Source organism: Serratia sp. 14-2641, from assembly GCF_001692375.1.
Lineage (GTDB): Bacteria > Pseudomonadota > Gammaproteobacteria > Enterobacterales > Enterobacteriaceae > Chania > Chania fonticola_C.
This window is the reverse complement of record NZ_LXKR01000041.1, coordinates 12,700-37,707: the sequence shown is the minus strand read 5'-3', so window position 1 is coordinate 37,707 and position 25,008 is coordinate 12,700. Positions and strand designations below refer to the sequence as shown.

The 25,008-nt window shown below is 52.2% G+C and carries 18 protein-coding genes; 6 read left to right on the top strand and 12 right to left on the bottom strand.

The features are described 5' to 3' along the window. Nucleotides 1-342: 342 nt before the first annotated feature. Both A6U95_RS15005 and A6U95_RS15000 read left to right on the top strand, forming a co-directional pair. The gene (locus A6U95_RS15005; protein WP_065685030.1) at nucleotides 343-873 is read left to right on the top strand and encodes a fimbrial protein; all 531 of its coding nucleotides are present in this window, start codon (nucleotides 343-345) and stop codon (nucleotides 871-873) included. A gap of 130 nt (nucleotides 874-1,003) precedes the next feature. Next, the gene (locus A6U95_RS15000) at nucleotides 1,004-3,616 is read left to right on the top strand and encodes a fimbria/pilus outer membrane usher protein (protein WP_241810665.1); all 2,613 of its coding nucleotides are present in this window, start codon (nucleotides 1,004-1,006) and stop codon (nucleotides 3,614-3,616) included. Between the two features lie 52 nt (nucleotides 3,617-3,668). Here A6U95_RS15000 and A6U95_RS14995 read toward each other — a convergent pair whose 3' ends face one another. The 7 genes from A6U95_RS14995 to A6U95_RS14965 form a co-directional block, all read right to left on the bottom strand. Further along, nucleotides 3,669-5,315 carry a UbiD family decarboxylase gene (locus A6U95_RS14995; RefSeq protein ID WP_024486704.1) on the bottom strand — a complete coding sequence of 549 codons (1,647 nt, stop codon included), beginning with the start codon at nucleotides 5,313-5,315 and terminating at the stop codon, nucleotides 3,669-3,671. Beyond that, nucleotides 5,312-6,886, bottom strand: coding sequence for a GMC oxidoreductase (locus tag A6U95_RS14990; protein ID WP_065685029.1), 1,575 nt, complete (start codon nucleotides 6,884-6,886; stop codon nucleotides 5,312-5,314). Before A6U95_RS14990 ends, A6U95_RS14995 begins: the two co-directional genes overlap by 4 nt. A 66-nt stretch (nucleotides 6,887-6,952) precedes the next feature. Further along, nucleotides 6,953-7,831 (bottom strand): hypothetical protein, encoded by an 879-nt coding sequence (locus A6U95_RS14985; protein ID WP_065685028.1) that lies wholly within the window; start codon nucleotides 7,829-7,831, stop codon nucleotides 6,953-6,955. Between the two features lie 11 nt (nucleotides 7,832-7,842). Beyond that, complete coding sequence (locus A6U95_RS14980; protein WP_065685027.1) at nucleotides 7,843-9,483, bottom strand: ferritin-like protein; 1,641 nt, start codon at nucleotides 9,481-9,483, stop codon at nucleotides 7,843-7,845. Between the two features lies 1 nt (nucleotide 9,484). Beyond that, nucleotides 9,485-11,269 (bottom strand): GMC family oxidoreductase, encoded by a 1,785-nt coding sequence (locus A6U95_RS14975; protein ID WP_065685026.1) that lies wholly within the window; start codon nucleotides 11,267-11,269, stop codon nucleotides 9,485-9,487. Then, nucleotides 11,256-13,091 carry a GMC family oxidoreductase gene (locus tag A6U95_RS14970; RefSeq protein ID WP_065685025.1) on the bottom strand — a complete coding sequence of 612 codons (1,836 nt, stop codon included), beginning with the start codon at nucleotides 13,089-13,091 and terminating at the stop codon, nucleotides 11,256-11,258. Before A6U95_RS14970 ends, A6U95_RS14975 begins: the two co-directional genes overlap by 14 nt. After that, complete coding sequence (locus A6U95_RS14965; RefSeq protein WP_065685024.1) at nucleotides 13,088-13,546, bottom strand: sugar dehydrogenase complex small subunit; 459 nt, start codon at nucleotides 13,544-13,546, stop codon at nucleotides 13,088-13,090. The genes A6U95_RS14970 and A6U95_RS14965 overlap by 4 nt, the downstream gene beginning before the upstream one ends. Nucleotides 13,547-14,372: 826 nt before the next feature. Here A6U95_RS14965 and A6U95_RS14960 point away from each other — a divergent pair. Next, on the top strand, nucleotides 14,373-14,795 hold the full coding sequence (locus A6U95_RS14960) for a DoxX family protein (RefSeq protein ID WP_065685023.1): 423 nt from the start codon (nucleotides 14,373-14,375) through the stop codon (nucleotides 14,793-14,795). Nucleotides 14,796-15,294: 499 nt separating this feature from the next. After that, the gene (locus tag A6U95_RS14955) at nucleotides 15,295-17,127 is read left to right on the top strand and encodes a glycoside hydrolase family 28 protein (protein ID WP_065685022.1); all 1,833 of its coding nucleotides are present in this window, start codon (nucleotides 15,295-15,297) and stop codon (nucleotides 17,125-17,127) included. A 134-nt stretch (nucleotides 17,128-17,261) separates the two neighbouring features. On the opposite strand, the gene A6U95_RS14950 is transcribed toward A6U95_RS14955, so the two are convergent. Next, a complete protein-coding gene (locus A6U95_RS14950; protein WP_065685021.1) occupies nucleotides 17,262-17,732 on the bottom strand; it encodes a GyrI-like domain-containing protein in 471 nt (156 codons plus the stop codon). A gap of 408 nt (nucleotides 17,733-18,140) precedes the next feature. On the opposite strand from A6U95_RS14950, the gene A6U95_RS14945 reads away from it, so the two are divergent. Continuing rightward, a complete protein-coding gene (locus A6U95_RS14945) occupies nucleotides 18,141-18,467 on the top strand; it encodes a cold-shock protein (protein ID WP_065685020.1) in 327 nt (108 codons plus the stop codon). Nucleotides 18,468-18,789: 322 nt separating this feature from the next. Here the strand turns inward: A6U95_RS14945 and A6U95_RS14940 are convergent, their stop codons facing one another. The 3 genes from A6U95_RS14940 to A6U95_RS14930 form a co-directional block, all read right to left on the bottom strand. Next, nucleotides 18,790-19,179 (bottom strand): nuclear transport factor 2 family protein, encoded by a 390-nt coding sequence (locus A6U95_RS14940; protein ID WP_065685019.1) that lies wholly within the window; start codon nucleotides 19,177-19,179, stop codon nucleotides 18,790-18,792. Between the two features lie 137 nt (nucleotides 19,180-19,316). After that, a complete protein-coding gene (locus tag A6U95_RS14935) occupies nucleotides 19,317-20,780 on the bottom strand; it encodes an aspartate aminotransferase family protein (RefSeq protein ID WP_065685018.1) in 1,464 nt (487 codons plus the stop codon). Between the two features lie 15 nt (nucleotides 20,781-20,795). Continuing rightward, a complete protein-coding gene (locus tag A6U95_RS14930) occupies nucleotides 20,796-22,181 on the bottom strand; it encodes a diaminobutyrate--2-oxoglutarate transaminase (RefSeq protein ID WP_065685017.1) in 1,386 nt (461 codons plus the stop codon). A 603-nt stretch (nucleotides 22,182-22,784) separates the two neighbouring features. Between A6U95_RS14930 and lysC the strand changes: the two genes are divergently transcribed. Then, the gene (gene lysC / locus A6U95_RS14925; protein WP_065685016.1) at nucleotides 22,785-24,146 is read left to right on the top strand and encodes a lysine-sensitive aspartokinase 3; all 1,362 of its coding nucleotides are present in this window, start codon (nucleotides 22,785-22,787) and stop codon (nucleotides 24,144-24,146) included. Nucleotides 24,147-24,161: 15 nt separating this feature from the next. Here the strand turns inward: lysC and A6U95_RS14920 are convergent, their stop codons facing one another. Next, entirely contained in the window at nucleotides 24,162-24,962 is an 801-nt protein-coding gene (locus A6U95_RS14920) for an ATP-grasp domain-containing protein (protein ID WP_065685015.1), read from the bottom strand. Nucleotides 24,963-25,008: the final 46 nt, after the last annotated feature.

The following is a 25,008-nucleotide window of genomic DNA, read 5'->3' as shown; positions in this document are numbered from 1 at the left end:
AGATGTGTATAAGAGACAGAATTGAGTTTATTGTTATTTTTTGTTTTTATTGACGTTGATTGAATTAAGGATTTCCTGTTTAATTTTTGTTTATACTTCTATTGCTATTGTTGTCTGGCGCTATTTTGACCATCAAGTGGCACCGAGGTAAATATAAATAAGGATATCCTTATTTATTTTCATCAGCAATCTGTCAATATATTATTATCTCTAAAATAAACCCGCTCAGGGTTCTTTAGAAATCATGATTCGATAGCATTAGCCATCGATAATTTAATTTTAACTAACAGCAAACTATTTGTTGTGCTGAATACACTCTAGTAAAACCAAGGAATATAAAACATGAAAGCAATCTCTATCAAAACTACCCTGGCAACTCTGATCCTGGCTGGTCTGGCAAGCAACGCTTTTGCCTACGATGCACAGATCAACATCACCGGTGAACTGACTGAAAGCACTTGCCTGATCAATGGCGCCAGCAGCCCAGCGGTCAAGAACGTCACTCTGCCAACTCTGTCCAAGTCTGCCCTGACCGGTGCAGGTTCATGGGCTGGCCGTGTGCCAGTGACCTTCGAACTGACTGGCTGTGATGTGGGCACCACCGGTGCAACCGCCACTTTCGAAAACGGCCCGAACATCAGCGCCGAAGGCAACATGAAAAACCTGGCCTCAACCAACGCTGCTACTAACGTAGAAGTTCAGTTGCTGGATGCAGCAGGTACCGCGCTCAACCTGGCGTCAGACACCGTAACCACTCCAATCGTAGGTGAAGAAGGGACCTTGAAGTTCTTCGCACAATATTACTCCAAGGATGGTGGTGCATCTGCTGGCCAGGTGGTCTCACACGTTGAACTCTCAATGAACTACAACTAATCCCCCTAGGGATACTGGTAGTCACGGTATCCCTGATTTTTTAAGGGCATCCACAATCGGGTGCCCTTAAAAAATGAATTTGCTCACTGTGTTACCCCTCTCAAAATCACCCAACTCCGGAGAAATAGTCATGTTTGCTGGCTTCTTAAACGCATTTACTCCTCGCCAGACTCGTCAGATCTTTGTGACCAGCCTGTTAGCGATGGCGGTAAGTACGGCTGCCCATGCCACAGACCAGGATCCTTCGGAGTTGGCAGAGTTTGACCCCGGTTTTTTCCGCGGGCTCAGCGGCCAGGCGGCCGAACTCTCTCGCTTCAGCAAAGGCAACAACTTGACCCCTGGCCATTATCGCTTTGATGTTTACGTCAATGAGCTGTGGGTGGGCCGCCAAGAGATCGCGGTGACCCATACCGTCCCCGAGGCGGGGGTGAACTATTGTTTTACCCCTGAGCAGGTACTGCAATGGGGACTGGATGCCAGCAAACTCCCTGACGCGGCATTGGCCCAACAGGCGCTGAAGAACGAGAAATGTTTTGACGCCGAGAAATTCATTCCCGGTTTCAAGTTAAATGCCAATACCGGTGAGCTGATGCTGGAGATCACCGTACCCCAAGCCTTTATCGGTTCACGTCGTGGCGTTGTGGCATCTGAACTCTGGGATCATGGCGTCACCGCCGGTTTTGTTGGCTATAACCTCAACGCTTTCCACACTGAAAACCGGGATGCGGGCAATACCACCCAGTATTTCGGTGGTTTTAACAGTGGGATTAATCTGGGCGCCTGGCGGTTACGTCATAACAGTAGTTTTACCCGGACGGAGGGGAGCAACAATTCCGGTCACTATCAGGCTATCAGTAGCTACGCTCAGCGTTCGATCGCGCCGCTGCGGGCGCAGTTCTCGGTGGGGCAATACTTCACACCGGGTGACCAGTTTGACAGCGTGCCGTTCACCGGCGTGCAGTTGACCAGTGATACCCGCATGAACCCCGATACCGAGAACGGCTTTGCGCCGGTGATCCGTGGGATTGCCAATTCTAACGCCAAAGTCACCGTCCGCCAGGGTAACAACGTGGTCCATGAGACCAGCGTGCCGCCCGGCCCGTTTGCTATCGACGATCTCCACAGCACCGGTTTCTCCGGCGACCTGCTGGTGACCATTACCGAAACCGACGGCCAGACCCGCAGCTTTACCGTGGCCTATGCTGCGGTGCCACAAATGCTGCGGCCGGGGATTTCACGTTTCAACCTGTCGATGGGGCAATACCGCGACAGTACGCTCGATACTCTCCCCAGCTTTTTACTGGGCACCTGGCAGCAGGGGATATCGAACCTGGTGACTGCCTACACGGGCGGCATTCTGGCCGACAAGTACCAGTCGTTGCAGGGCGGATTGGCTTTGAACACCGGTTTAGGTGCGGTGGCAATGGATATCACACAATCACGCGCTAGCGGCCTGAAGAACAGTGCTACCGGGATCGATGAGCATATGCAGGGGCAGAGTTATCGGGCGACCTACAGCAAACTGCTGCCCGAAACGCGCACCAACTTTACCCTGGCGGCCTACCGTTTTTCGAGCGACGGCTATCTGAGTTTCGGTGATTTTGCCCGGGCGCGCAGTAGTGAGACGCCCACGTTTAACGAGGCGGGGAGCCTGCCCGGTCTGGCTGGTGATATTTCTGAGACCTCTCGGCCACGTAACCGTTATCAACTGAACGTCAACCAGCCGTTGGCCGATGGGTACGGTAGCCTGTTCTTCAGCGGTTCGGCGCAGAACTACTGGCATAACGGTGGGGGCACCAGCACCACGTTCCAGGCTGGGTACGGGAATAGCTATGGCTGGGGTAACTTCAACGTCGGTGTCAGCCGGACCCTCGGCTCGGCGGGCAAGTCGGATACACAATATCTGGCCAGCGTCAGCATCCCACTGGGTAGCCAGTCTCGTGCGCCGATGCTGACGACGTCACTGAATTACAGCGACAGTAAGAATACCACTGCGCAAACTACCTTGAGCGGTACGGCGGGTGAAAATAACCAGCTGAACTACAACGCGTTTGGTAGCAACAACCGGGCCGACAGCCACAGCGCCAACTCGCTGGGCGGCAACGTACAGTACAGCTCACCGTATGCGGTGATGAGCGGCGGGGCAAGCACTGGCAATAGCGCTCGACAGTTGAATCTGGGGCTGAGCGGCAGCGTGGTCGCGCACCCGGGGGGCGTCAATTTTACGCAGTATCAGGGGGAAACCATGGCAGTGGTAGAGGCCAAAGGTGCGCAAGGGGCAACCATCAGCAGCAACGTCGGTGCAGCAGTGCAGGGTAACGGTTTCGGGGTAGTCTCCGGGCTGATGCCGTACCGCCAGAACGAAATCGCGCTCGATCCGAAAGGGACTTCGCAGAACGTGGAGATCCAGGGTAGTTCTCAGCAGGTTGCTCCCAGCGCCGGGGCTATCACGATGCTGAAATACGAGACTGAGACCGGCGCGCCGGTGATGTTGCAGGCTACCCGTTCGGATGGGAAACCGATCCCGTTGGGTTCAGAAGTGCTGGATGACAAGGGAAACTATCTGGCGATGGTCGGCCAGGGTGACCTGATCTTTACGCGCGGTTTGGCACCTGAGGGGCGGCTGATGGTGAAATGGGGGCAGGGAGCCAATCAGCGTTGCTCACTGCAGTACCGTTTACCGGCCAACGTAGCCACCATGCAGGATTACCCAAAAGTGGCTGCCAAGTGTGTGGTGCAGTAAGTCTACTTACCATAGCGATCCCCGCACCGATTTGGCGGTGCGGGGATGTTTTTTAGCGATCAAATCCCCACTCAGACCATTTGCTTTTGATTTTCTCCTGCAACGGCAGCGGATAATTGGTGGCAAAACTCAATACCTGTTCCAACGGTTGGTTGACCTGCTGTTGGATCTGCAAGCAACTGTACGCCACCAGGCCGCCGCGCCCGCGCAGTTTGGTGGCCACATCCAGGTAAATCTGTAACCCGGTACCGTCGGAGTCGTACTGCGGATAGTGAAACACGCCTTGCACCGGGTTATTGCGCGTCGCTAATGCCCAAGTCACTTTGTTGCTGTCATCAGGGGGAATATCTTCTCCCACGATGATCAGCTTGGCGGTGGTTTTACCAATATGGTTGGTCCAGAACACTTCGGCAATCTTGTCGATAAAGGCTTTGACCGTCATACCGGTGATTTTATGCCAGTCGTCACGGACCCGGATCACCAGCCAATGCGAAGAGGCCTCCAACGGGCTGAAACAGTCGATGATCGGCAGACCGGACTTTTCAAAATACACCCTGGCGGTGGCAGATAAACAGAAGCAGCCGAGCATCAGCGTAGAGTCGATCGGAATACCCGGTATGCAGATCGGCAAGATAGCCTCATCGCGGAAGGTGACGCAGGTGATTTTAGCCAAGGGTTTCAGGCTGGACTGGTTGGAAAGGTAGCCTGGGAACTCGCCAAACGGGCCTTCAGCCACGGATTTATCCGCGCTGACATAGCCTTCAATGATGATTTCACATTCGGCTGGTACCAACACATCGCAGGTTTCCGCTTTCACCATCTCAATGCCGTGGCCAAGGAACGCTGAAGCATAGTTGTATTCATCATGCCAGGCTGGCGGTGCGGCAGACAGCAACATGGTAACCGCCGGAGGCACTCCAAGGGCGATCACGAACGGGCAGTCTTTCCCCTGGGCAGTCCACATATTGTAGATCATGCCGTTATGTTGGAAAGGCAGCCACAGGCCGACAATATTGTTCTTCGAATAATGCGGGCCATTACCGTGTGGTACGCCGACCGAACTGGCGTGAGGCGGTTTTGGCGTTGGGTTATTCTGCGGCCGTGAACCGGCGATCATCGCCCGGCTGAAAGACCAATTGGTCCAGGCGTCCTTATCTACCGTGTAGGCGTCTTCAGGTACAGGTTCCCCCGGTGGAGTTCGCACCATGATGGCTCCGGCTGTCTGGAAATAACGGCCGCCGTCGCCGTCGTGCAGGATAGGAGCCGGGATTTTGGTCATATCAACCTGATCGCCCACCCATTTGTTTTGTTTACATGGGGCCGTGGCCGGGTCAACCATCACTGGCGGATGCGGCTCCTGACCGATGGCATCCAGAAAGGCATCCTGGATCTCCAGCAACTGAGCATCGTCCGGTAAACCTAGCATCAGCGCCAGACGCTGCCAGCGCTTGCCCGGTACGCGGCTGACCGTCGGGCCCATTTCTGCCGCCCGAAAACCGGGGGCGCCCTTCACCTTGCTAAACAGCGGCATTGGGCTTTCCGTTTCGCAGGCGTGGCGCAGAATGGCGCCGATCTCCAGATACCAATCCACCTCATCGGGGATCGCCACCACTTCCCCCTTGCTGGCCAACAGTTCCAGATAGGCGCGGTACGATTTGGGGACTTTCTGCACATCAATTTTCAGTTTACGTCGCTTCATTGATTTTGATCCTGATGTGGGCCACTGAGTTCATCGGCCAGGGCGAATGATTGGGCTACGCCGGTCAGCGTTGGGTTCCATGAGCCAGGGCGGGGGAATAACATGCTGCCCAGGCCATAAACGTTCGGGTAACGGTGCATCTGACCGTTGAGGGCGGTGACCGAGGTTGCAGGATCGTCGCCCATCCACAGGGTGCCCGCCTCGTGCACTAACCCCTGATTGCGGATATTGTCCGGCGGCGATTTTTCCCAGGTAAAGCTGCCGTCCGGGTTATTGTGCTGGTACTCAAGTGGGGCATCTCCAGCAAGGGCGTACATCACGTCATAGGTGGTTTTATCCATCGCATCCCAGAATTGACGGTCGGTTTCCTTCATCTGGATATACACTTCGGCCTCACCCAGCGGGTTGGTCGTGACGTAATTCCACGAGTTTACCGAGCGTTCCCCGAGGAACTCCCCCATGGAATGCAGCATGATCACCACGTAGTCAGGATCCTGATAGGTGGCAACGGCTTCTGGTGAAGAAGCATCTGGCAGGATGCGGTACAACACGTCGTAGCTTTCCGCCGGTTGTGGGTTATGGACCACGCTGATGTGGGTGTGCATCAGGCGGTTGGTGGTTTTATCGATACCGGGCAGGTAATAGGCCACGGTTTGCAACTGGTTGGTTAATACCGGCAGGCTGCTGGCGGGGATACGGGCGGCCAGCCAGGAACGGATATGACCGCACAGGTTTTTTCCCACCAGTTTATCGTCAGGGAAAGACTTGGTAAGGATAAAACCGGCTTCCAGGGTATTACAGGCCAAAATCACTTTGGCGTTGCCGACGCGCAGTGATCCGTCTTTAGTGATGATTTCGGTGACAACGTCACCTTCTGCAATCAGTTGCTCCACTTCGGCATTGACCACCACCTTGAGTGAGGCGTAAGCCTGCACATCATTCACCAGTACCGAAATGGGCGAGAACTTGGCCCAATCCTCTGGTGCCACTCCCTGGCCAGTTGCCATGGCTGAGTCCAACGCGCTCGGGCTTGGCTGCGGTTTGGCTCCACTGATATTGGCCAATTGCGAGAACAGGCGCTCACCCATAAAGCGATTCAGTGACTGGTTGCGATTGCCGGGGATCTCCAGGGAGTAGCGCCGCCCCATAAATTCGCCGGTGGGATACCACTGATTATCCAGGCGCTCGATCGCCTGCGGTGGCCAGTCCGGCATTTCGCTGCTATCGGGTTGCGGTGTCCAGGCGTTCCAAAACAGCGCGCGACCGCCCACATAAGGGATCTGCGGCATAAAGTTAAGGCTGAGTTTCATATCGGCAGAGCCATGGTACGTCCATGGTCGGATACCTACGCTGGTGTTGAGTTTGATGTAGGCCGGTGGAATGTTCTGAATATGGTCGGGGATCAGATAGTTGCCTTTCTCCAGCACCAGAATTCTGGCCTGAGGATTATGTTGCAGCACCCGGTGGGTAAAGCTGGTGCCATAGGCACCGCCACCAATCACGATATAGTCAAAAGACTGCCCCTTGATCTGGGCAAAGCGGGAAAAATAGATATTGTCGACTTCACTCATAGTTGGCTCCCGGAACGTGGCATGCGAAAAATCATCCCCGCCCCGAACTGGCGGCGGGGCAAACGGCTATGGGTAATAGGCGCGGCTTTGAATGGCTGCCGGGGCTGAGTTGAGGGTTTGCACTGCCACAGGGTCGCAACCGCCGATCAACTGCTCCAGATCTTTACGCATGGGGTGGCTGCTGGTACCCAGCACCAGTTTTACCGCCTCAGCGTGGCCGCCATTGAGGAAATAGGTATCCATCGCCTGCAGGATGTTCCAGCGGCAACCGATCAGTTTGTTATCGTGAACGCCGTATTCGGTAATTGGCGAGATGTTGCCCGGGATTGACTTGATGCCCAAGGTGTTGACGATGCAGGTGAATATCGCGGTGTTGGCATCCTTTGGATCGTCCACCCGGAAGCCCCAGGTTTCTACCCACTCGGGTTGATAGACTGCAGAGTTGGTCCGCACCGGATTTTGTGAGGCCAAATTGACCTTGAAGGTGGTCTGGAATTTAGGCTCGCCAAACAGCTGCTCACCGGCGGCGATGGCGATAGGGGCATCGCAAGGCACCCAGACGCGATGGTTACCGTACAGCTTGGTTTGATCGCCGTCTTGAATAAATTCCTCATAGCCAATCGGTGCCAACTGGTCTTTACGGTGCTCGGGATAGGCAACAATGTTGAGCTCCAGCTCCTGGGTGATTGCTGCACCGCTGCTGCTCCATTGCTCTGGCGGGGTATTGAGGCCAGAGGCAAATTGCCCAGCGTACAATTGGAAGTTAAAGCTCACCATCGCCTTATCGCCAAACCGTGCCGGGCTAAGCCCGGTTCCCTGCAAATAAGGTTCCACTCGGCTCAACGGCACCAGATAATACACGCCAACGTTGGTCAGTGAGGCGTAGTAGAACGGCATGGTGAACGGCGACGGGATGCTGGGTAAATCATTTTGCTGATTAGACATGTGCGTGGTTCCTACTGTTGTTGGGATTGAGGTTTGGCCGAGTGTGGGCAAGCCGCCGGTACCGGATAAGGCGCGGCTTTCAGCGCCGAAAGAATGTTCAGTGGGTTGAAGTACTGACGCATCAGGGTGATTTGATGCTGTTCATTGAATTGATAACGGATCGCCCAGTCGTAGCGATAGGGCACGCGGCCGCATTTGGTCGTGCCTTGTTCGCCCCCGTAGGACATTGCCTGATCGCCGCTGAAGAAGGATTTCTCAACGCCCGCGCTGCCAAAATTCACCGTTGCACCGAGCAGCGTCCAAAAACGGGTAAACCCTTCGTGGCCGTAGAACACCCCCAGATAGGGGCATTCGCTGGGGCCGGAGATATCCCAGATCACCTCGTCACTCATGCAGGAGAGTGCCAACTGCAGGTTACCGGTGGAATAGGCTTGCTGCAGCTGATCCAGGGTGGCCTCATTGCTGGCACTGGCACTGGCACTGGCATCTACACTGTCGGTTGCGGTTAACGCTGCGGTGGCCGGAGCAGCCATCAACACCTGTTTACCCAGCGGCTGGCGGTTAGCCACGCTGTACTCAAACGTGGGGGCGCAGTGGAATAATTCCTTGCCGGGGAAAGGGTTGGCGGTGATGGCCCGGAAGTCATCCCGCAACGCGCACATCGCCACCACGGCGGCCATCAACTTGTCTGGGGCACCGGTAAATGCCGCCTGCAGGTCGCCGAGCAACTGACAGTAACGCTGGTTAAACCGGATGATGGCGTCACGAACTTCTCCGGGTGGATAATCGCTGACCTTGGCGTTGCTGTCGATCAGCACGCTTTTACCCCACGGCACCGGGAACGGCTCGCCGGTAGGGCCACTGGCCACGGTATCGCCTTTTTGATACAGCCGTTCATTGTAGATCTGGCTAAAACGGAAATAGTGGGCCAACTCATCTTCATCCACGACCCAGATATCGTTTTCTGTGCCTTCACCCTGATCGGTAATCAGTTTCATGGCGGCTATCGCGGACTTCAGATCGCTCACTTTCAGTACGTTACCCCCACCGCCATAGTAGAAAACATCCGGTGGGATCTGGCGCTGTGGATCGCCGCAGAAAATCGCCCGTTCTCCATGGGTTTCCACCGCTGCCCGCAGGCGCGATTCAACGTAAAGATAAAACTCACCGATGGTCATATCGCTGGGGACTTCATTGGCGATGGCGCGCGGGCGGACATCTTTCGGATGCTCGATCACCATGCCCTGGAAGATGCCGTTTTTGGAGAAACCGTACAGATTCACTTCAATATCATCAATATCGTAAGGCAGACGTGCGGGATAACTGGGCAGGAAGTCGGGCGAATCGACCGCGGGCGTACCGCCGATGGCGTTGAGCAGGTTGGCCGTCAGGGTGAAGTGCAGCATCTCTTCAACCACCACCGAACGCAGGGTTTCGATGATGCGCCAGTCCACGTCGTCATCCAGGGTATAGAGCATCGTCAGATAGGGGGGAATGGTGGCATGTTCCAGTTGCATAGCGTTCAGCAGCAGATCGCGCAGTTCGGTCAGATCCTGCGCCAGGCTTTTTTCGTCGGCAAACTGCACATAGCCGAGTTGGGCAAACGAGGTTTCAGCAAGCTGGAAGGTCTTGGCTTTTGCGGTCATGTTCATATCAATGTTTCCGTCCGAGTATGTGGTCGGCAGTGGCGAAGGTCAGGGCCGTCATGGTGAGCGTGGGGTTTGAGGTGCCCAGCGTTGGCATGCTGCCGCAGCCAATAACGTAAAGGTTGGGGTGATCCCAGCTTTGCTGGTGCCGGTTGACTACCGAGTTTTCTGGCCGTGTTCCCATCCGGTGGGTGCCGGCCACATGGCCAACGCCTGCCCAGATGTAACCGTTACCTTGCCAGGTGAAATAACCGGGGTTGTCCGACGGGTAGTGGGTGAAATCCTTGATCCCCAGTTGGCTGAACAGGCTGCTGGCCACTTCGCGGCCAAACGCCATGCCGCCCTGGCTGTAGCCGTCCACGTTGTAGTGGATCACTGGCCGGTAATTGCCGAGCGGATCACGCCAGCGATCGTCGATGGTGACGCGATTGGCGGCATCCGGCAGCTGTTCGGTCATCATATCCAGGCGGATTTGCCGGGGTAGCACCTGCCCAAGCCGCTGGCGTAACGCCTTGCCATACAATCGCTCGTCATCCACCATATCCATCGTGCTGTCCACCGGTTCGTTGCGTGGCCAGCTCCAGCCCCAGTTGCCGATCTCCAGCACAAATGCGGCGCGATCGCGGCGAAACTCGCCCCCCCGGTAGTTCACCAGCGTTGACGTCAAACCCGGTCCACGAAATGCACCTATCGCTTCCGGCGCTAATCCCCAAGACAGAATGGCGGGGTGATCCATCAGGTTGCGCCCCAGCTCTCCGCTGGACTGACAGGCCTGTGATGCCTGTAATAACACGGCGTTTTCGATGGCATTGGCGGCCAGAATAAACAGCTCGCTGTGTAAGGTGATCGGCTCAAAGTCATGGCTGCTGTCGTTCTTCCACACCTTGCAGTCCAACGCGCTGATTTGCCCCGTCTCTGGCGAGATATGCAGACGAGAGGCAACCGCCTGGATCAGCAAATCGGCATCCGTTTCCACCAGGGTTTTTAACGCGTTGTAACGAGCCTGGATCGGGCAGATAGGAATACAGCTGGAGTTGCCCATACAGCGACGACCCACGGCCGGATTACCCACCGCACCACGCGGGGTATAACCTGCATTGGGCACGCTGTTTCTGCCTTGCGGGATAGAGCGGATCTGGGCTTTGTCTGCTGTACCGGGTAATTCGGCCTGTGCCAATCCGGCGATCATCCAGCGATCCAGATAGCTTTGCGGGATTTTTTGCATCGGGTACTGATAGCCTGGTGCAAAATAGATGCCGTGGTATTGCTGATCCTGCACGTCGGCGGAAACCCCAATTTCCAGTTCAGCGCGTTGATAATACGGCAGTAATTCTTCATAGCTCAGCGGCCAGTCTACGCCGCGGCCAAACAGCGTGGCCATGGCAAAATCCTCAGGCAGCATCCGTGGACAACTGCCGAACCAGTGCAGCGAAGTGCCACCCAGCCGACGGGTATAGTTACTTTCGAAGGGATAGGGGCCCATCTGCACGAAATACCCTTTGTGCGAAGGTTTACCGGGCGTGATGGGTTCAACGTCAGTCACTTCTGGCTGTGGTGCGTTGGGCGAGTTGGGATAGGGCGCGTTAGGTGTTTTTGCCACCGCCTGCATAAAGGTTTGCACATGATCCAGGTGCTGGCCAAAGCTGTCGTTGCCCGTCCCGGCTTCGACGATCAGCACCCGGCGGCCAGCGCGGGTCAACTGCTTGGCCATGATGCAACCGGCAAATCCTGAACCTACGATCACCGCATCATAGGGTTGGGCGGTGGCTTGCTGCCAATCAATCTGCCGCATGATGCCCCCCGTTCAGATCCTGGAGGATGTTATGCGCAGCCCAACAGGTGAGCGCCGACATGGTTAGCGTTGGGTTTGAGGTACCCATGTTGATCATGTTGCCGCAGCCCACCAGATAGAGGTTGGGGTGCTCCCAGGTACGCTGGTCCTTATTCACCACGGAGCTTTCTGGTGAAACGCCCATGCAGTGGGTTCCGGCAAAATGCCCGGCACCGTTAAAGGTGAGGGTTCTGCCGTCTGGGCAGACGAAGGCTCCAGCATCATCTTTTGAGTAGGACGAGTAGTTCTTGATATCGGCCTGGTCGAAGATTTTCATCGACATATCGTAAGCGCTGGCGAAACCGGCTCGGGTATAGGGCGATAAATCGTAGTGAATAACCGGGCGGTAGTTACCCATTATGTCTAGATAATTTGGATCGATGGTGACGCGGTTATCGTACTCCGGTAGCTGTTCCACCAGGATGCCGAAGCGGAATTGACGTGAAACCTGGTCTTTGAGCCTTTCACGTAACTCTTTACCGTACAGTTGTTCCTTGTCCACCAGAGTGATCACATCCTTCGACGGTGCCTGAGCTGGCCACAGCCAACCGTCGTTGCCCATTTCGAATCGATACGGTGCATGGTGTTTACGGAAGCTGCCACCGCGGAGATCCTCGATGCCGGAGGTCGCTAATGGGCCACGTAGCGGCCACAATGGCGTTTTCTTGGTTAGGCCCCATGTCAGCAACTCCGGGTGATCCATCAGATGGCGGCCAACCAGATCGTTGCCTTTACAGGCACCGGAGGCCAGTAATAGCACCGCGTTGGCGACAGCGTGGGCGGCGAGCACATAGCGTTTGCCCCGCACCGTATGCAGGCTGTAGGAATTATCTCCCGGATAGCGATAGTGTTTTAACTGAACGCCGTTGATCGCCTTACTATGTGGGTCGATATCCAATTGGAATGCCACGCTCTGCAACACGATATCGAGCTTTTCGTGATTGGCGGTGTTCAGCGTTTTCAGTGCATTATATTTGGCCTGAATTGGGCAGATAGGTACGCAACTGGAGTTACCCATGCAGCGGAGGCCCACTTTGTCGTTACCCACGGCACCTTTTGGGGTATAGCCCCGGCCCTGATCGTAAGCACTATTGGGAACGCTATTGCGTGAGGCGGGCGTTCCGCGCACTTTCAGTGTGTAAGATTTGCCGTCATCATCCACCTGCATGCCATCAATGCGGCTGGCCAGCTGTTTGTCACTCCAACTTGCAGGCAGACCGTGCATTGGGTAGACGTAATCAGGCGGGAAGGTGACACCAAGATAGGACTGTTCTTCCACATTGGCGGAAACCCCGAGCTCCAACTCAGCCTTGCGGTACCACGGTTCCAGCTCCTGATAATCGATCGGCCAATCAATGCCCACGCCATACAGCGACTTCAGGCGAAAATCCTCTGGTAGCATACGCAGCGAGGTTCCGAGCCAGTGCAGGGTGGTGCCCCCCAGATAGCGGGTGTAGGTCGAACTGAATGGCAGCGGCCCTCGCTGGACAAAGTAACCTTGGTCGTTCGGTGTTTTGGTAACATCGGTTTCCAGCGGCTCGCGGGCATTGGGATTATCAGGGTAGGGAGCATTGGGGATTTTGATGGTGGCGGTATAAAAGGTGTTGAGGTAATCCAGATAGCCTTGGTAATCCGTCCCAAGGCCGGTACCGGCCTCGACAATCAGGCAGCGTTTTCCCGCTTGCGTCAGGGTTTTGGCAACGATGGCGCCGGAGATCCCACCACCTACGATCACCACGTCGTACTCGGTTGTCTCTGCTTGTTCAAGAGTGATGATATTCATAGTTTCACCACTGTGGATGGGGTTACTGGCGGTTCAGACCAGGCACCAAAGCCTTGTTGTTTGGCACCCTGTGGATGGGCATGAATCGCATCCCACACCAAGCCCTGTTGATAGCTGTTAGCACTGGGGATCTGGGTATCATTCGGGTTGTCTGGCGAATACCACTGGCCTAGGTACCACAGCTTGATAATGCTGCTCACCAACGTTGACAACTTTTCAGAACCCAGCAGTTGGGTTTCTACAAAGGACGAGTGCTGTGCAGCATCTTCCGGAAGTTCGCCGTAGGTCGCCAACAATGTGGCAAAACGTTCTGCCGCGTGCGTTTGTACCCAGTCATAATAAAAGGCTGCTTGGCCAGTACCGAGTAACTCAAAACGGTCAAAACCGGTTAATAAACGGGAAAGATCGATAAATTGCTGTAGTGCCGCATCGGATGCAAGTTGTTCATCGCTCATAAGGTGCTGCCTGTATAGGTTTTTATTATGGCGGCCTATTACTGCCACCGGGAAAAATCAATAAAACAGGTGCATTAGTCGTGTTATTTATTGCTGTGGATTAATTGGACGAATTAATCCCTGAGCCTCCAGTAACGTGGATGTTCATGATTTTTTGTTTTTTAAGCGCACTAAAAAGTGCGCTATTGTAATAACAATAACGGTAATTTAATTCATTTTAACCTTTTGAATTGGAACGAATAGTGTGTGCCGCGCGCAAGCGAGACCACCGCTGGTGGCGAACAGTTACGTGAGGCTCACAACGTTTACTTCCCGGGCTAATTATATTAGCGGTGAATTGCTATGCTAAATAAAATGAAATACACAGAGCGTGCCAGCATTGCGCAGGCGCGTGGTATCCCATTAAAATAAAAGCTCATTCAGAATGTTACGTGTAAAGTACATGGTTAAGTTTTTTATTTCACTTAATCCACCACATTCTTCAGAGTGTAATAAATATGGTATGAGAGGCCATATTCCGCAAGCTTAAGCATTAATAAAGTATTTAATGATATATAATTCCCATGATTGCGAGATGTTTCGCTGTAAAAAAAACAATGCCAGCATAAAATGCTAATTATTAACATTTAGCTCCTATAGATAGAAAGATAATTCTTTCTATGCTTACTATAACGCCGCGATCTAAAGAGGCAGGCATGCAGATGGCGTCGGTTCTTATGAAAGTTTATTTAATGTGTTAGATCAAGGTTTACTACGAATTTCGTTGTAAAAATGCAACTTAGGATTAGATTGATTGCGATTATCATTAACTTTCAATGGGTGCAACATGGTGAATTGGTTTAATCGTGTCATGGATCGTCCGGATCTGGGCAAGCTGATCCTGCGTTTGGCGTTCAGCATTATGATGATATTCCATGGGTGGCATAAACTGATCGGCGGTATCGATTATATCCAGGGATTGCTGACTCAACATGGGCTGCCAGGATTTATCGGTTACGGCGTTTTCCTCGGCGAGTTAGTGGCACCACTGTTGATTATTTTGGGGATTTTTACCCGCCCGGCGGCGTTGGTGTTTTCATTTACCATGCTGGCGGCTTACCTGCTGATCGATCCCGGCAAGGCGCTGATGCTGACGAAGGTTGGGGCCTGGGGAGCAGAAGATATGGCGGTGTATTTCTTTGCCGGGCTGGCCATCGCCTTCCTTGGCAGTGGTCGCTATTCGGTAATGAAGGATCCGAACTGGCGTTGAAGTAGCTAGCGGGTATCGATAGGGACGCACAGTGGCATTCCAGAGCTGAATGCCACTTCAATATTTCTCAACATTAATACTTGGCTTTTCAGCGCGAACACAATTTGAATATTGATATTCTGCAAAATTGGGATTTGAGAAACCAGAAATTCCCGCGGGTATTCATGGATTGTGTCAGGCACTAGGTTTTTGGCGATGAGGGGACTCGCGCTATGTGATCCATTTTTGACACTTGTCACAAAACAATAAACCGGGGTATCTATTTTAGTAAAACATCGTTTCTTTTATTTAAATTGAACCGTAAAAGGGTTAGTATTCAATGTGCTGTATACCTAATAGCCTTTCAATCTGCGGGTTTTGTTTGCCTTGCTCTGTTGGTGCCGACGCTGTCTAAACTGAGCCGGCGGGGCGGTTTGCCGTTCAGCTGTTGTTTGCCTGCAACTTGCAATTCTTTTGGGTACAGCGACCTTGACTGTTCTTCCAGTGATAAGGGATCCCCATGAGAATACAGCTCTCTCCTTCCTATATAACGATTAAGACTATGATTCTGCTTATGGCAACCAGTTTGATTGCAACCACTCCGCAGGTGTCTGCAGCTCCACTAAATAAACAAGCACCGCAGCAATTGCATGTCCCAGCTCTGTCGGCTGATGACAGTAGCCTGATGTTGGTGTGGAAAGCGCCAGAAGATACCGGAGATATAGCTGACTATCTGGTTTATTCAGAAGGGAAACTGTTGGGTAAAGCCAGTGAAAACAACGATCGGTTTTCACCTGCCAAGCCTTACATCAATCATTTTTATGCGAATGACAAAGATAATTTTTCGCAGCGGATTGTGATCCAGAATTTCAAAGTAACAGATTTAAAGCCCGAGAGTCAGTATTCGTTTACCGTCAAAGCGCTCTATGCCGATGGTTCGCTATCAGACGCGAGTCAAAGCGTCACGATAAAAACCACCCCGTTACCGACCGTGGTCAATATCACGGATTTTGGCGCTATAGGGGATAGCAGCACGTTAAATACTAAAGCGATTCAACGGGCGATTGATGCTTGCCAACCTGGCTGCCGGCTTGATGTTCCTGCGGGAGTTTATAAAACCGGGGCGCTATGGTTGAAAAGTGATATGACGCTTAACCTGCAAGCGGGTTCTACCTTGCTGGGTTCTGATGACCCTGCTGATTACCCGCCAGCTTACCGGTTGTATAGCTATTCTACCGAAATGCGGCCAGCATCTTTGCTTAATGCCATCGATTCAGAACACGTAGAGCCGGGAACTTTCCGCAATATACGCATTGTTGGGCCAGGAGTGATTGACGGCAATGGCTGGTTACGCCAGAAAACCGCTGAGATTGTCGATGAAGTGGGAAACCGTCTGCCACAGTATATTTCCAGTAGAAACAGTGAAGTCCATAAAGATGGCATCTTGGCTAAGCATCAGGTCGCCAAAGCGGTGGCCGAAGGTGTGCCGTTACAAATCGCTTACGGGCAGCGTCGATCTAGCCTGGTGACATTGCGTGGCGTTGAGAATGTGTATTTGGCCGATTTCACAGCACGCAATCCGGCTTTCCACGGCGTTATGCTGTTGGAGAATCACAATGTGACAGCTAATAACCTGGTTCATCAAACCTTTGATGCTAACAATGGCGATGGTATTGAGTTTGGTAACAGCCAGAATGTGATAGTCATGAATAACTTCTTTGATACGGGTGATGACTGTATTAACTTCGCGGCAGGAACCGGGGAAAAAGCGCGTGAGCAACCTTCAATGAAAGGGGCTTGGTTATTCAACAACTATCTGCGCCGGGGGCATGGCGCTGTGGTGACGGGCAGCCACACCGGAGCTTGGATTGAGGATATTCTGGCGGAAAACAACGTTATCTACCTTACCGATGTCGGTTTGCGCGCCAAGAGCACCACGGATATCGGCGGTGGTGCTCGTAACATCACATTCCGCAATAATGCCATGAAGGATATCCTCCGCCAGCCGGTGATCCTGACGTTGAATTATTCAGATCCTAACGCCAAGATTGATTACCCTGCGGCGAAAAAACCGGCTCAATTTTATAATTTCCTCGTACAGAACGTCACGGTACAGGGAACATTGGGCGATAAGCCAGCAATCGAAATCAAAGGGAATAGTGAAAAGAATGCCTGGCACCGACAGATTCGCTTCAACAATGTGCATTTCAATAATGTTCCCCCAACTGCCATCAGCGATTTAGAAGACAGCCAGTTTGACCACGTGACTTTTGGCCAATTACGTGGAGATGCACCTTGGCATTTCAACGCGATCAGAAATGTGACCGTCGATGGTAAGTCTGTAGCACCGTAACGAATTTCAAGAGGTTTTAATGAAGGCTAAGGCAGGTGTTTACCTGCCTGTTATCAATAATGGCGGGGCAGATCTTCGTGTACTGGTGGTAAGCAAAGTAACTTTGTTGACGACATTGCATGTTTGTAACTCTGTCAAGCCTCGGCAAGTGGCACGCGGATTTCAGTTAATAGGTCAGGTGGTGACGTGTTGGAAGGATCGTTGAGATAGACCTCGTAAGGAGGGGCATTTCCCATTGTACGTCCAGACTCCAGCAACCACGTCTCGAACAACCATTTATATGCATCGTGCAGTCCAACATACGGCCCTTGGAAAACTAGAACAGCATGATCGCCGCCCGGGGTGAATTGCTCGACGAGGGGCGTTTCGGCTGTGACATCCGTAGGGGCAGAAATGGCAGCAAAAGCACGCAGTTTTTCGACCGGCGTCACGTCAGGATCGTCGTAATAAATAGCAACACCCAGTATGCCGGGACGAAAAAGCTGGCGGCTCGTCACCAGTTGGTATAGCTCAGTGAAGGTCCGATTGATCTCCCCGTAAGTCCCCGTGTGTGGCAGGCCGATGATACGCATTGGCGCCAATTTCGTGATGTTGACGTTAAACATGATGCTGTCTCCTTGCATCTTCAGAATGGTCAAATTTTGACAGTTTGTCGTAGAGCGTTTAGTCTGGTTCCGGATACAACCCATAATAAAACATGGAGTATTGTCATGGAAGAGGCTTACAAGGAGGTTCGCAGGGTATGAGCCGAGGGATGAACTATCAGGGGATATCAGTCATTTGCCAAGGTGATACGACCATACATTTTGGTGAAATCTGCACGGGTTCGTGTAGCCATATCATTTCAGATTTCACGTAGCGCGATCAGTAAAGCAGGGGGTTTTGACCTGTTGATGAGGTAAAAATGATCAACAGGTTGGTTTTAGGTATCTATTTGGCCATAGTGTCAACGTGAAAATTGCTAGATCACCATATTGGCAGTTGGGTGATGATACAAAGAACAAGGAGATCTCATGGCACGCGATCAAGGGCTGGAAGAAATCTTACGAGAAGATTTTGAGACTCTAAATGCTCTGGCAGAGAAAGTTGTGTTTTTGTTGGCTAGGCTTCTTGATGGAAAGCTTATCTTTGCGGCTCGTGATGATGGGATGTTGGTCAGGCTTGGGAAAGGTCGAGACAGTTGGACATTCGAACAACCAGACATTGTTCCAATGATTTCGCGTGGTCGTAAAATCCAGGGATGGGTGCGAGCAGGACCGTCAACTTTTTGGGATAATGTACTATGCCGGAAACTGGTAGACTCAGCTCTCGACTTTGTTCGATCCTTGCCAGCCAACTAAAAATGAAGAACAAGCTTTGTCGGTTGTATCAGCGGATTGCCTTGGATGAGATTTGGTAGTGAAAAATCAGGTTAGAGCATGGGGTTGACTGGCCACGTGAGTTTTTGACCAGGGCCATGAAGACCAGTGACAGTAGTAGATAGCCAGATTCTACGTACCGTCACCTTGGTACGTATAATGTATATTATGTTAAATTGAATTGGCATTTACGCACCTGGTTATCCCGCTAGGTTTATCTCACCTCACCTTCACGCTTTGATTGCTTGGTTTTATAGAAGTTGGTTCATGAGTAGTGATTGTTCGAGTTGATACACAGTCGGCTTCAATCCTCGATCTGTGTTCCTTGATGAAAACGCATCTGCCAATAGCCTCCGCTCTCTTGTGACGATTGCAACCAGATCGAAGAACGCTCAGCACGGCGAACAATGCTGCCATCCGCATCACGTTGAAAACTTTTATACCTCAACAATACGGCACCATCGGCAATCTTCACCAGTTTGAACTCTTGGGCAAAAATCTGTGGCTGGCCGCTTTCCAACTTTAGCGCCGCAATGGTTTGGTGTCTGTCATAGCGCAGCCCGGAACAGCCGATCTCCTCAAAATCGTCATGCAGCAACTCGTCGACGAGATTAGCATCGTTGCGCGTTGCCGACTGATGGAGTTGAACCTCCAGTGATTGGATTACTGGCAAAAGCTGTGCAATATCGTTCAAAACGCCCTCCTTTTTTGATCGCGCTACGTGAAATCTGAGAACTAATGGCTGTCATTACCCAACAGATTTCACCAGAAGAAGCATTTTGACTGCGCCGAATTGACTAGCAACTCGACGCAGATTCGGCTACTAAAGGATTACGCGTTGAGCAATTTTTCAGCCGTCTCTTTCACGCTTGCCAACAGGACTTTTACGTCCTCCAGACAAACCGTTGGGTTCAGCAGCGTTAGCTTCAGACAGGTTACGCCATCTGCTTCCGTTACCCCAACGTTGGCGCTACCTGATGCCAACAGAACATCGCCGATACGCTGGTTCAACAGCGCGATAAATGCGCGATCGACGCTTTTCGGGCAGAAACGGAACAGTACGCTTGCCAACTGTGGCTGCATAACAAGTTCCAGATGTGGTTGTGCAGAGACATATTCAGCAACTTTCTGTGACAACGTAACGCCGTTATCAATGATTTCGGCGTACTGCTTTTTACCCAACGCTTCAAGGCCCATCCACAGTTTCAGAGCATCAAAACGACGTGTGGTTTGCAGTGATTTTGACACCAGATTCGGTACGCCGTGCTCTTCGTCAAAATCAGAGTTTAGGTACGCCGCCTGATAACGCATCAACTCGTAATGGTGTGCGTCTTTCAGCAGGAATGCACCACAGCTGATGGTCTGGAAGAACTGCTTGTGGAAATCCAGTGTCACGGAGTCTGCAGATTCCAGGCCGTTCAGGTAGTGGCGATACTTCTCAGAAAGCAGCAGCGCTCCGCCCCATGCGGCATCAACGTGAACCCAGATATTTTCCTGCGCGGCCAGCGCGGTGATATCCTCTAACGGATCAATTGCACCTGCATCAGTCGTACCGGCGGTGGCCACAATCGCCATCACCTGCTCACCGTTGGCTTTTGCCTGCGCCAGTTTGGTTTTCAGGTCAGCGATATCCATACGCGAGAACGCATCGGTTTTCACCTGGGTCACTGACTGGTAGCCCAACCCCATCAACGCCATGTTTTTTTGCACGGAGAAGTGTGCGCTTTCGGAGCAAAACACTTTGATTTTACTCAGATCGCCCGTTAATCCATGCTGCTGAACGGAGTGCCCCTGACGCGCGAAGAAAGCATCACGCGCCAGCATCAGCCCCATAAGGTTACTTTGGGTGCCGCCACTGGTGAACACGCCGGCATCACCGGCGCTGTATCCTATCTGCTCACGCAGCCACTCGATGAGTTTGATCTCAATGATAGTCGCTGATGGGCTTTGATCCCAGGAGTCCATGCTCTGGTTAGTAGCATTGATCAGCACCTCTGCAGCCTGGCTTATCACCAGGCTCGGGCAGTGTAGATGTGCCACACATTGTGCGTGATGTACAGAGAGGCTGTCCTTGAGGAAATACTCAACTGCACGCTCAATGGCGGCCTGGTTACCCAGGCCCTGAGAGGTAAAGTTCAACTGGATGCGCTCGCGCAACTGGTCGACGGTTTTCCCCTGATACATTTCTGGCTGCTTTAGCCATTCGATAACGGCTTTGCTGCTCTGCTCAATGGCATCCTGATAGGCGGCGATACTTTGCGCCGAACCGGAGAGAATTGGGTTGTTATCAGACACGATCGTTAACTCCGATTAAACCGGCTCCATGCCAGTGGCCAGCAAGGCGTTTTCAAATTTATCGAGGAAAATTTCCAGCTCAGCGTCGGTGATCAGCAGTGACGGCAACAGGCGCAGTACGCAACCATGACGGCCGCCCCGCTCCAGAATCAGACCAGATTCGAAGCATTTTTTCTGCAGCAATGCAGAAAGTTCACCGTCCGCCGGGTAGCATCCCATGTGATCCTGCGCTTCGTTAGGCTTCACGATTTCAATGCCGATCATCAGACCCAGACCGCGTACGTGCCCGATGACCGGGTAACGCTTTTGCAGTTCGGCCAGTTTGCCTTTCAGCCACTCGCCCTGGGCGGCAACTTTATCCGCAATGGCGTTGTCTTTAAGGATCTTAAGCGTGGTCAGGCCGGTGGCCATTGCCAGCTGGTTACCGCGGAATGTTCCGGTATGGTGGCCTGGCGCCCATGCATCAAACTGTTTTTTGATACCCAGTACGGCCAACGGCAGACCGCCACCGACAGCTTTAGACATAACGATGATGTCTGGCTCGATGCCTGCGTGTTCAAATGCGAACAGCTTACCGGTGCGTGCAAAACCAGCTTGGACTTCGTCGATGATCAGCAGAATGCCATGGTCTTGCGTGACTTTACGGATGCGCTGCAGCCACTCGGCCGGAGCCGGGTTCACGCCGCCCTCGCCCTGCACCGCTTCGAGGATCACCGCCGCTGGTTTGCGTACGCCGCTTTCCACGTCGTTGATCAAGTTATCGAAGTAGTACGTCAGCGCTTTAACGCCTGCGTCGCCACCGATACCCAGTGGGCAGCGGTACTGATGAGGATAAGGCATAAACTGCACTTCCGGCATCATATTGCTGACGGCTTCTTTTGGTGACAGGTTACCGGTTACGGAGAGCGCGCCGTGCGTCATACCGTGGTAGCCGCCGGAGAAACTGATGATGCTTGAACGGCCAGTTACTTTTTTGGCCAGTTTGAGCGCGGCTTCAACCGCATCAGCGCCAGAAGGACCGGTGAATTGCAGGCAATACTCTTTGCCCTGGCCCGGTAATAAAGAGAGTAAATAAGAGGAAAATTCATCTTTCAGAGGTGTGGTAAGGTCCAGCGTATGTAACGGTAAGCCGCTGCTGATGACACTTTGAATGCTTTGAAGCACGTCAGGATGATTATGACCCAGCGCCAGAGTCCCGGCGCCTGCAAGACAATCAAGATATTGATTATTTTCAACATCAGTAATCCAAACGCCCTGCGCTTTGGCTATCGCCAATGGCAGTTTTCGTGGATAGCTTCTGACGTTAGACTCAAACTCGGCCTGTCTTGCTAAAAAGGTATCATTGCTTTGTGGTAATGAACGAGCACTTAAAGTATCAATACGGACTTTATCCGTCATCATATCACTCCCACAACCTCGGGTATTATTAACGCCGGGTTGAGTAAAAGGTTAAGGGGATTGCCTGTAAAAACGCGGCCAATATATATTATTTTAATGGTGTACTCAATCATTTGTTTCATCATGCAATTACCCCATTAAAGCTTATGCATAACAATGACTTAACTTTCAGTGTGCATTAAATTTTGTTACCAATGTCGTGTAAGGCGTTACGAATGCCCAGAATGGATACAACATCATGAAAACCACCGATTTGATATGGTTTTATTCTTTTGTTACACGATTTTACCGTTAATGATGTTAGGTTCTGGCCTGTAAGGCATTCTTTTTCACTGATTTATTGCCAAATAAAATAAAAATGTCGATCCATTAAGATAAATCACTTACTATGGCGCGCTTATTTTTACTATCCGTAAATAAATAATTAATGCGCATCACACCGGTAACGCGTAAGAGGCAATTCACGTTATCGACAACAGGAGGCTTTCCTGGGTTGTCATCAGAAATGTTCGCGGGCGGACATTTCGTAAGGCGAAGCGAGCTTCCCTTATGCCGAGAATGAAAATTTTCTAGCCATTTTTTATGGCGCCCTGATATGAGATTGCTATGACACGCATTTATCCACAATTCGTCGTTGCCAAGTTTGGCGGCACCAGCGTTGCTGACTTTGACTCGATGAATCGCAGTGCCGGTATTGTTCTTGCTGATGACCAGGTTCGTTTGGTCGTGTTGTCTGCCTCCGCGGGAGTCACCAATCTATTAGTCGAACTTTCTGAAGGGCTGGAAAGTCGTGACCGTATGGATAAAATTGATACCCTTCGCACTATCCAGTACAACATTATTTCCCGCCTGAAAGCGCCATTGGTCATTGGCAAGGAAATCGACCAACTCCTTGAAAATATTGCCCGTCTTGCCGAGATGGCATTGGCAACGCCTTCCACTGCGCTGAGTGATGAACTGGTCAGCCATGGCGAGCTGATGTCGAGCCTGTTATTTGCTGAAGTACTTCGTGAGCGTAAAGCGCAAGCAGAATGGTTTGATGCCCGTAAAGTCATTCGAACCAACAACTTTTACGGTTGCGCCGAACCCAATATCAGCCTTGTGAAAGATCAGGCAGAAGCCCATCTGCAGCCGCGTATCGAGCAGGCAATTGTTATCACCCAGGGTTTTATCGGCAGTGATGACGCAGGGCATACCACCACGCTGGGCCGGGGCGGCAGCGACTACACCGCCTCCCTGCTTGGGGAAGCATTACAGGCGGCACGTGTCGATATCTGGACTGATGTGGCCGGGATCTACACCACCGATCCGCGCATTGTGGCGCAGGCCAGGCGTATCGACCATCTCTCCTTTTCCGAAGCCAGCGACATGGCTGCTTTTGGTGCAAAAGTGCTCCATCCGGCGACCCTGTTACCCGCGATGCGGAAAAACATCCCGGTCTTTGTCGGTTCCAGCAAAAATACCGCTGCCGGTGGAACGCTGGTTCGCCGCGAGACGGAGGATCCGCCACTTTATCGCGCCATTGCCGTTCGTCGCAAACAGACGTTGTTGAGATTGCACAGCCAGCATGCGCAACCGGCATACACATTCTTTGCCGAAATGTTCGCGATTCTGGCAGAACATCAGGTTGATATGGATCTGGTTACCAGCTCCGAGAGTTGCATAGCGCTGGCCCTGAATTCCACGGGATCCACTTCGGGAGAAGATCACACCCTGACCACCGCGCTGCTTACGGCACTCTCTTCTCATTGCCGGGTCGAGATTGAAACCGGGCTGGCCTTGATCACGCTGATTGGCAACCAACTCCATCGTGGCGCGGGAGTATGCCGGGATACATTTATGGACCTGGATGAGCATGCCGTGCGCATGATTTTCCATGGCGCATCCAATGATAATCTTTGCTTCCTGCTACCAAGCGACGTCGCTGATGGCGCGGTTATTGCGCTGCACCGTAGGTTATTCGAGTAAGATAAATTGGGGCGTTTATGCGCCCCTAAGACGCGCCTGTGGCTCCATAAACATCCGTACAAAACGCTCAACCGGCCATTCCTTGATGTCGGATACCTGCCCATCCCCGATCTCTATAAGCCGAAGCTGACCCGCATCATTTTCAACCATATCGATGGAGAAAAATGGAGCATCGATGAGCTGCGCGATTTCAATAACCACTTCTGGAATGATTCCGTCTGCAGAGAAAACTTTGCCATTCAACGAAAAATATCTGCGCTCACTCTCGGGGACAAAATTTTCAAAACGTCTAAGGCTGACTCCCCCTTCAATTTTCCCACGGAAGTGCTCAATGGATTTCAACACTTCGCGGATCTCATCGGCATTTACGGCAACAGAGCCTCTGGAGGTGGTTAATGATTTAACATAATCCTTAACGAAGTAACAAGGCCACTTAAGCTGATCGGTCAGCTTATCGAAATCAGCATCTGCACTGACCAATACGGTCTCCGGCGTATACTTTTGGCAAATAGCGTACCAGCCAGTGATGTAATGACACCGAATGTAATCATCAAATGATTCAAGCAGTTGCCCATCGCTTAGCGAAACGGCTCTATGGAGTTGTTGATATTCTTCCGGGCTCAGCATCCATCCACGCCATATCACGGGGACATCTGGCTCAAAACTTTGAGAGAACTTGTATTTTCCCATCGAGACGTGTTCAGACGACAGCAGCACACAGGCTAATCCATTCTGTCTGGCACAGCTAAACTCCTGCTCAAAGGTTTCATCGGCCTTCGCGGGATTAAAGTAATCACTGGGATAAATCAGCTGCATTTAAATTCACCCTATTTCCATTTATTTTACGGCACCGCAGGAGCAT

Bases quoted from the DNA above. Each gene is read 5' to 3' on its own strand.
- A6U95_RS15005 (WP_065685030.1), top strand. From the start codon at position 343: ATGAAAGCAATCTCTATCAAAACTACCCTGGCAACTCTGATCCTGGCT.
- A6U95_RS15000 (WP_241810665.1), top strand. From the start codon at position 1,004: ATGTTTGCTGGCTTCTTAAACGCATTTACTCCTCGCCAGACTCGTCAG.
- A6U95_RS14995 (WP_024486704.1), bottom strand. From the start codon at position 5,315: ATGAAGCGACGTAAACTGAAAATTGATGTGCAGAAAGTCCCCAAATCG.
- A6U95_RS14990 (WP_065685029.1), bottom strand. From the start codon at position 6,886: ATGAGTGAAGTCGACAATATCTATTTTTCCCGCTTTGCCCAGATCAAG.
- A6U95_RS14985 (WP_065685028.1), bottom strand. From the start codon at position 7,831: ATGTCTAATCAGCAAAATGATTTACCCAGCATCCCGTCGCCGTTCACC.
- A6U95_RS14980 (WP_065685027.1), bottom strand. From the start codon at position 9,483: ATGAACATGACCGCAAAAGCCAAGACCTTCCAGCTTGCTGAAACCTCG.
- A6U95_RS14975 (WP_065685026.1), bottom strand. From the start codon at position 11,269: ATGCGGCAGATTGATTGGCAGCAAGCCACCGCCCAACCCTATGATGCG.
- A6U95_RS14970 (WP_065685025.1), bottom strand. From the start codon at position 13,091: ATGAATATCATCACTCTTGAACAAGCAGAGACAACCGAGTACGACGTG.
- A6U95_RS14965 (WP_065685024.1), bottom strand. From the start codon at position 13,546: ATGAGCGATGAACAACTTGCATCCGATGCGGCACTACAGCAATTTATC.
- A6U95_RS14960 (WP_065685023.1), top strand. From the start codon at position 14,373: ATGGTGAATTGGTTTAATCGTGTCATGGATCGTCCGGATCTGGGCAAG.
- A6U95_RS14955 (WP_065685022.1), top strand. From the start codon at position 15,295: ATGAGAATACAGCTCTCTCCTTCCTATATAACGATTAAGACTATGATT.
- A6U95_RS14950 (WP_065685021.1), bottom strand. From the start codon at position 17,732: ATGTTTAACGTCAACATCACGAAATTGGCGCCAATGCGTATCATCGGC.
- A6U95_RS14945 (WP_065685020.1), top strand. From the start codon at position 18,141: ATGGCACGCGATCAAGGGCTGGAAGAAATCTTACGAGAAGATTTTGAG.
- A6U95_RS14930 (WP_065685017.1), bottom strand. From the start codon at position 22,181: ATGATGACGGATAAAGTCCGTATTGATACTTTAAGTGCTCGTTCATTA.
- lysC (WP_065685016.1), top strand. From the start codon at position 22,785: ATGACACGCATTTATCCACAATTCGTCGTTGCCAAGTTTGGCGGCACC.
- A6U95_RS14920 (WP_065685015.1), bottom strand. From the start codon at position 24,962: ATGCAGCTGATTTATCCCAGTGATTACTTTAATCCCGCGAAGGCCGAT.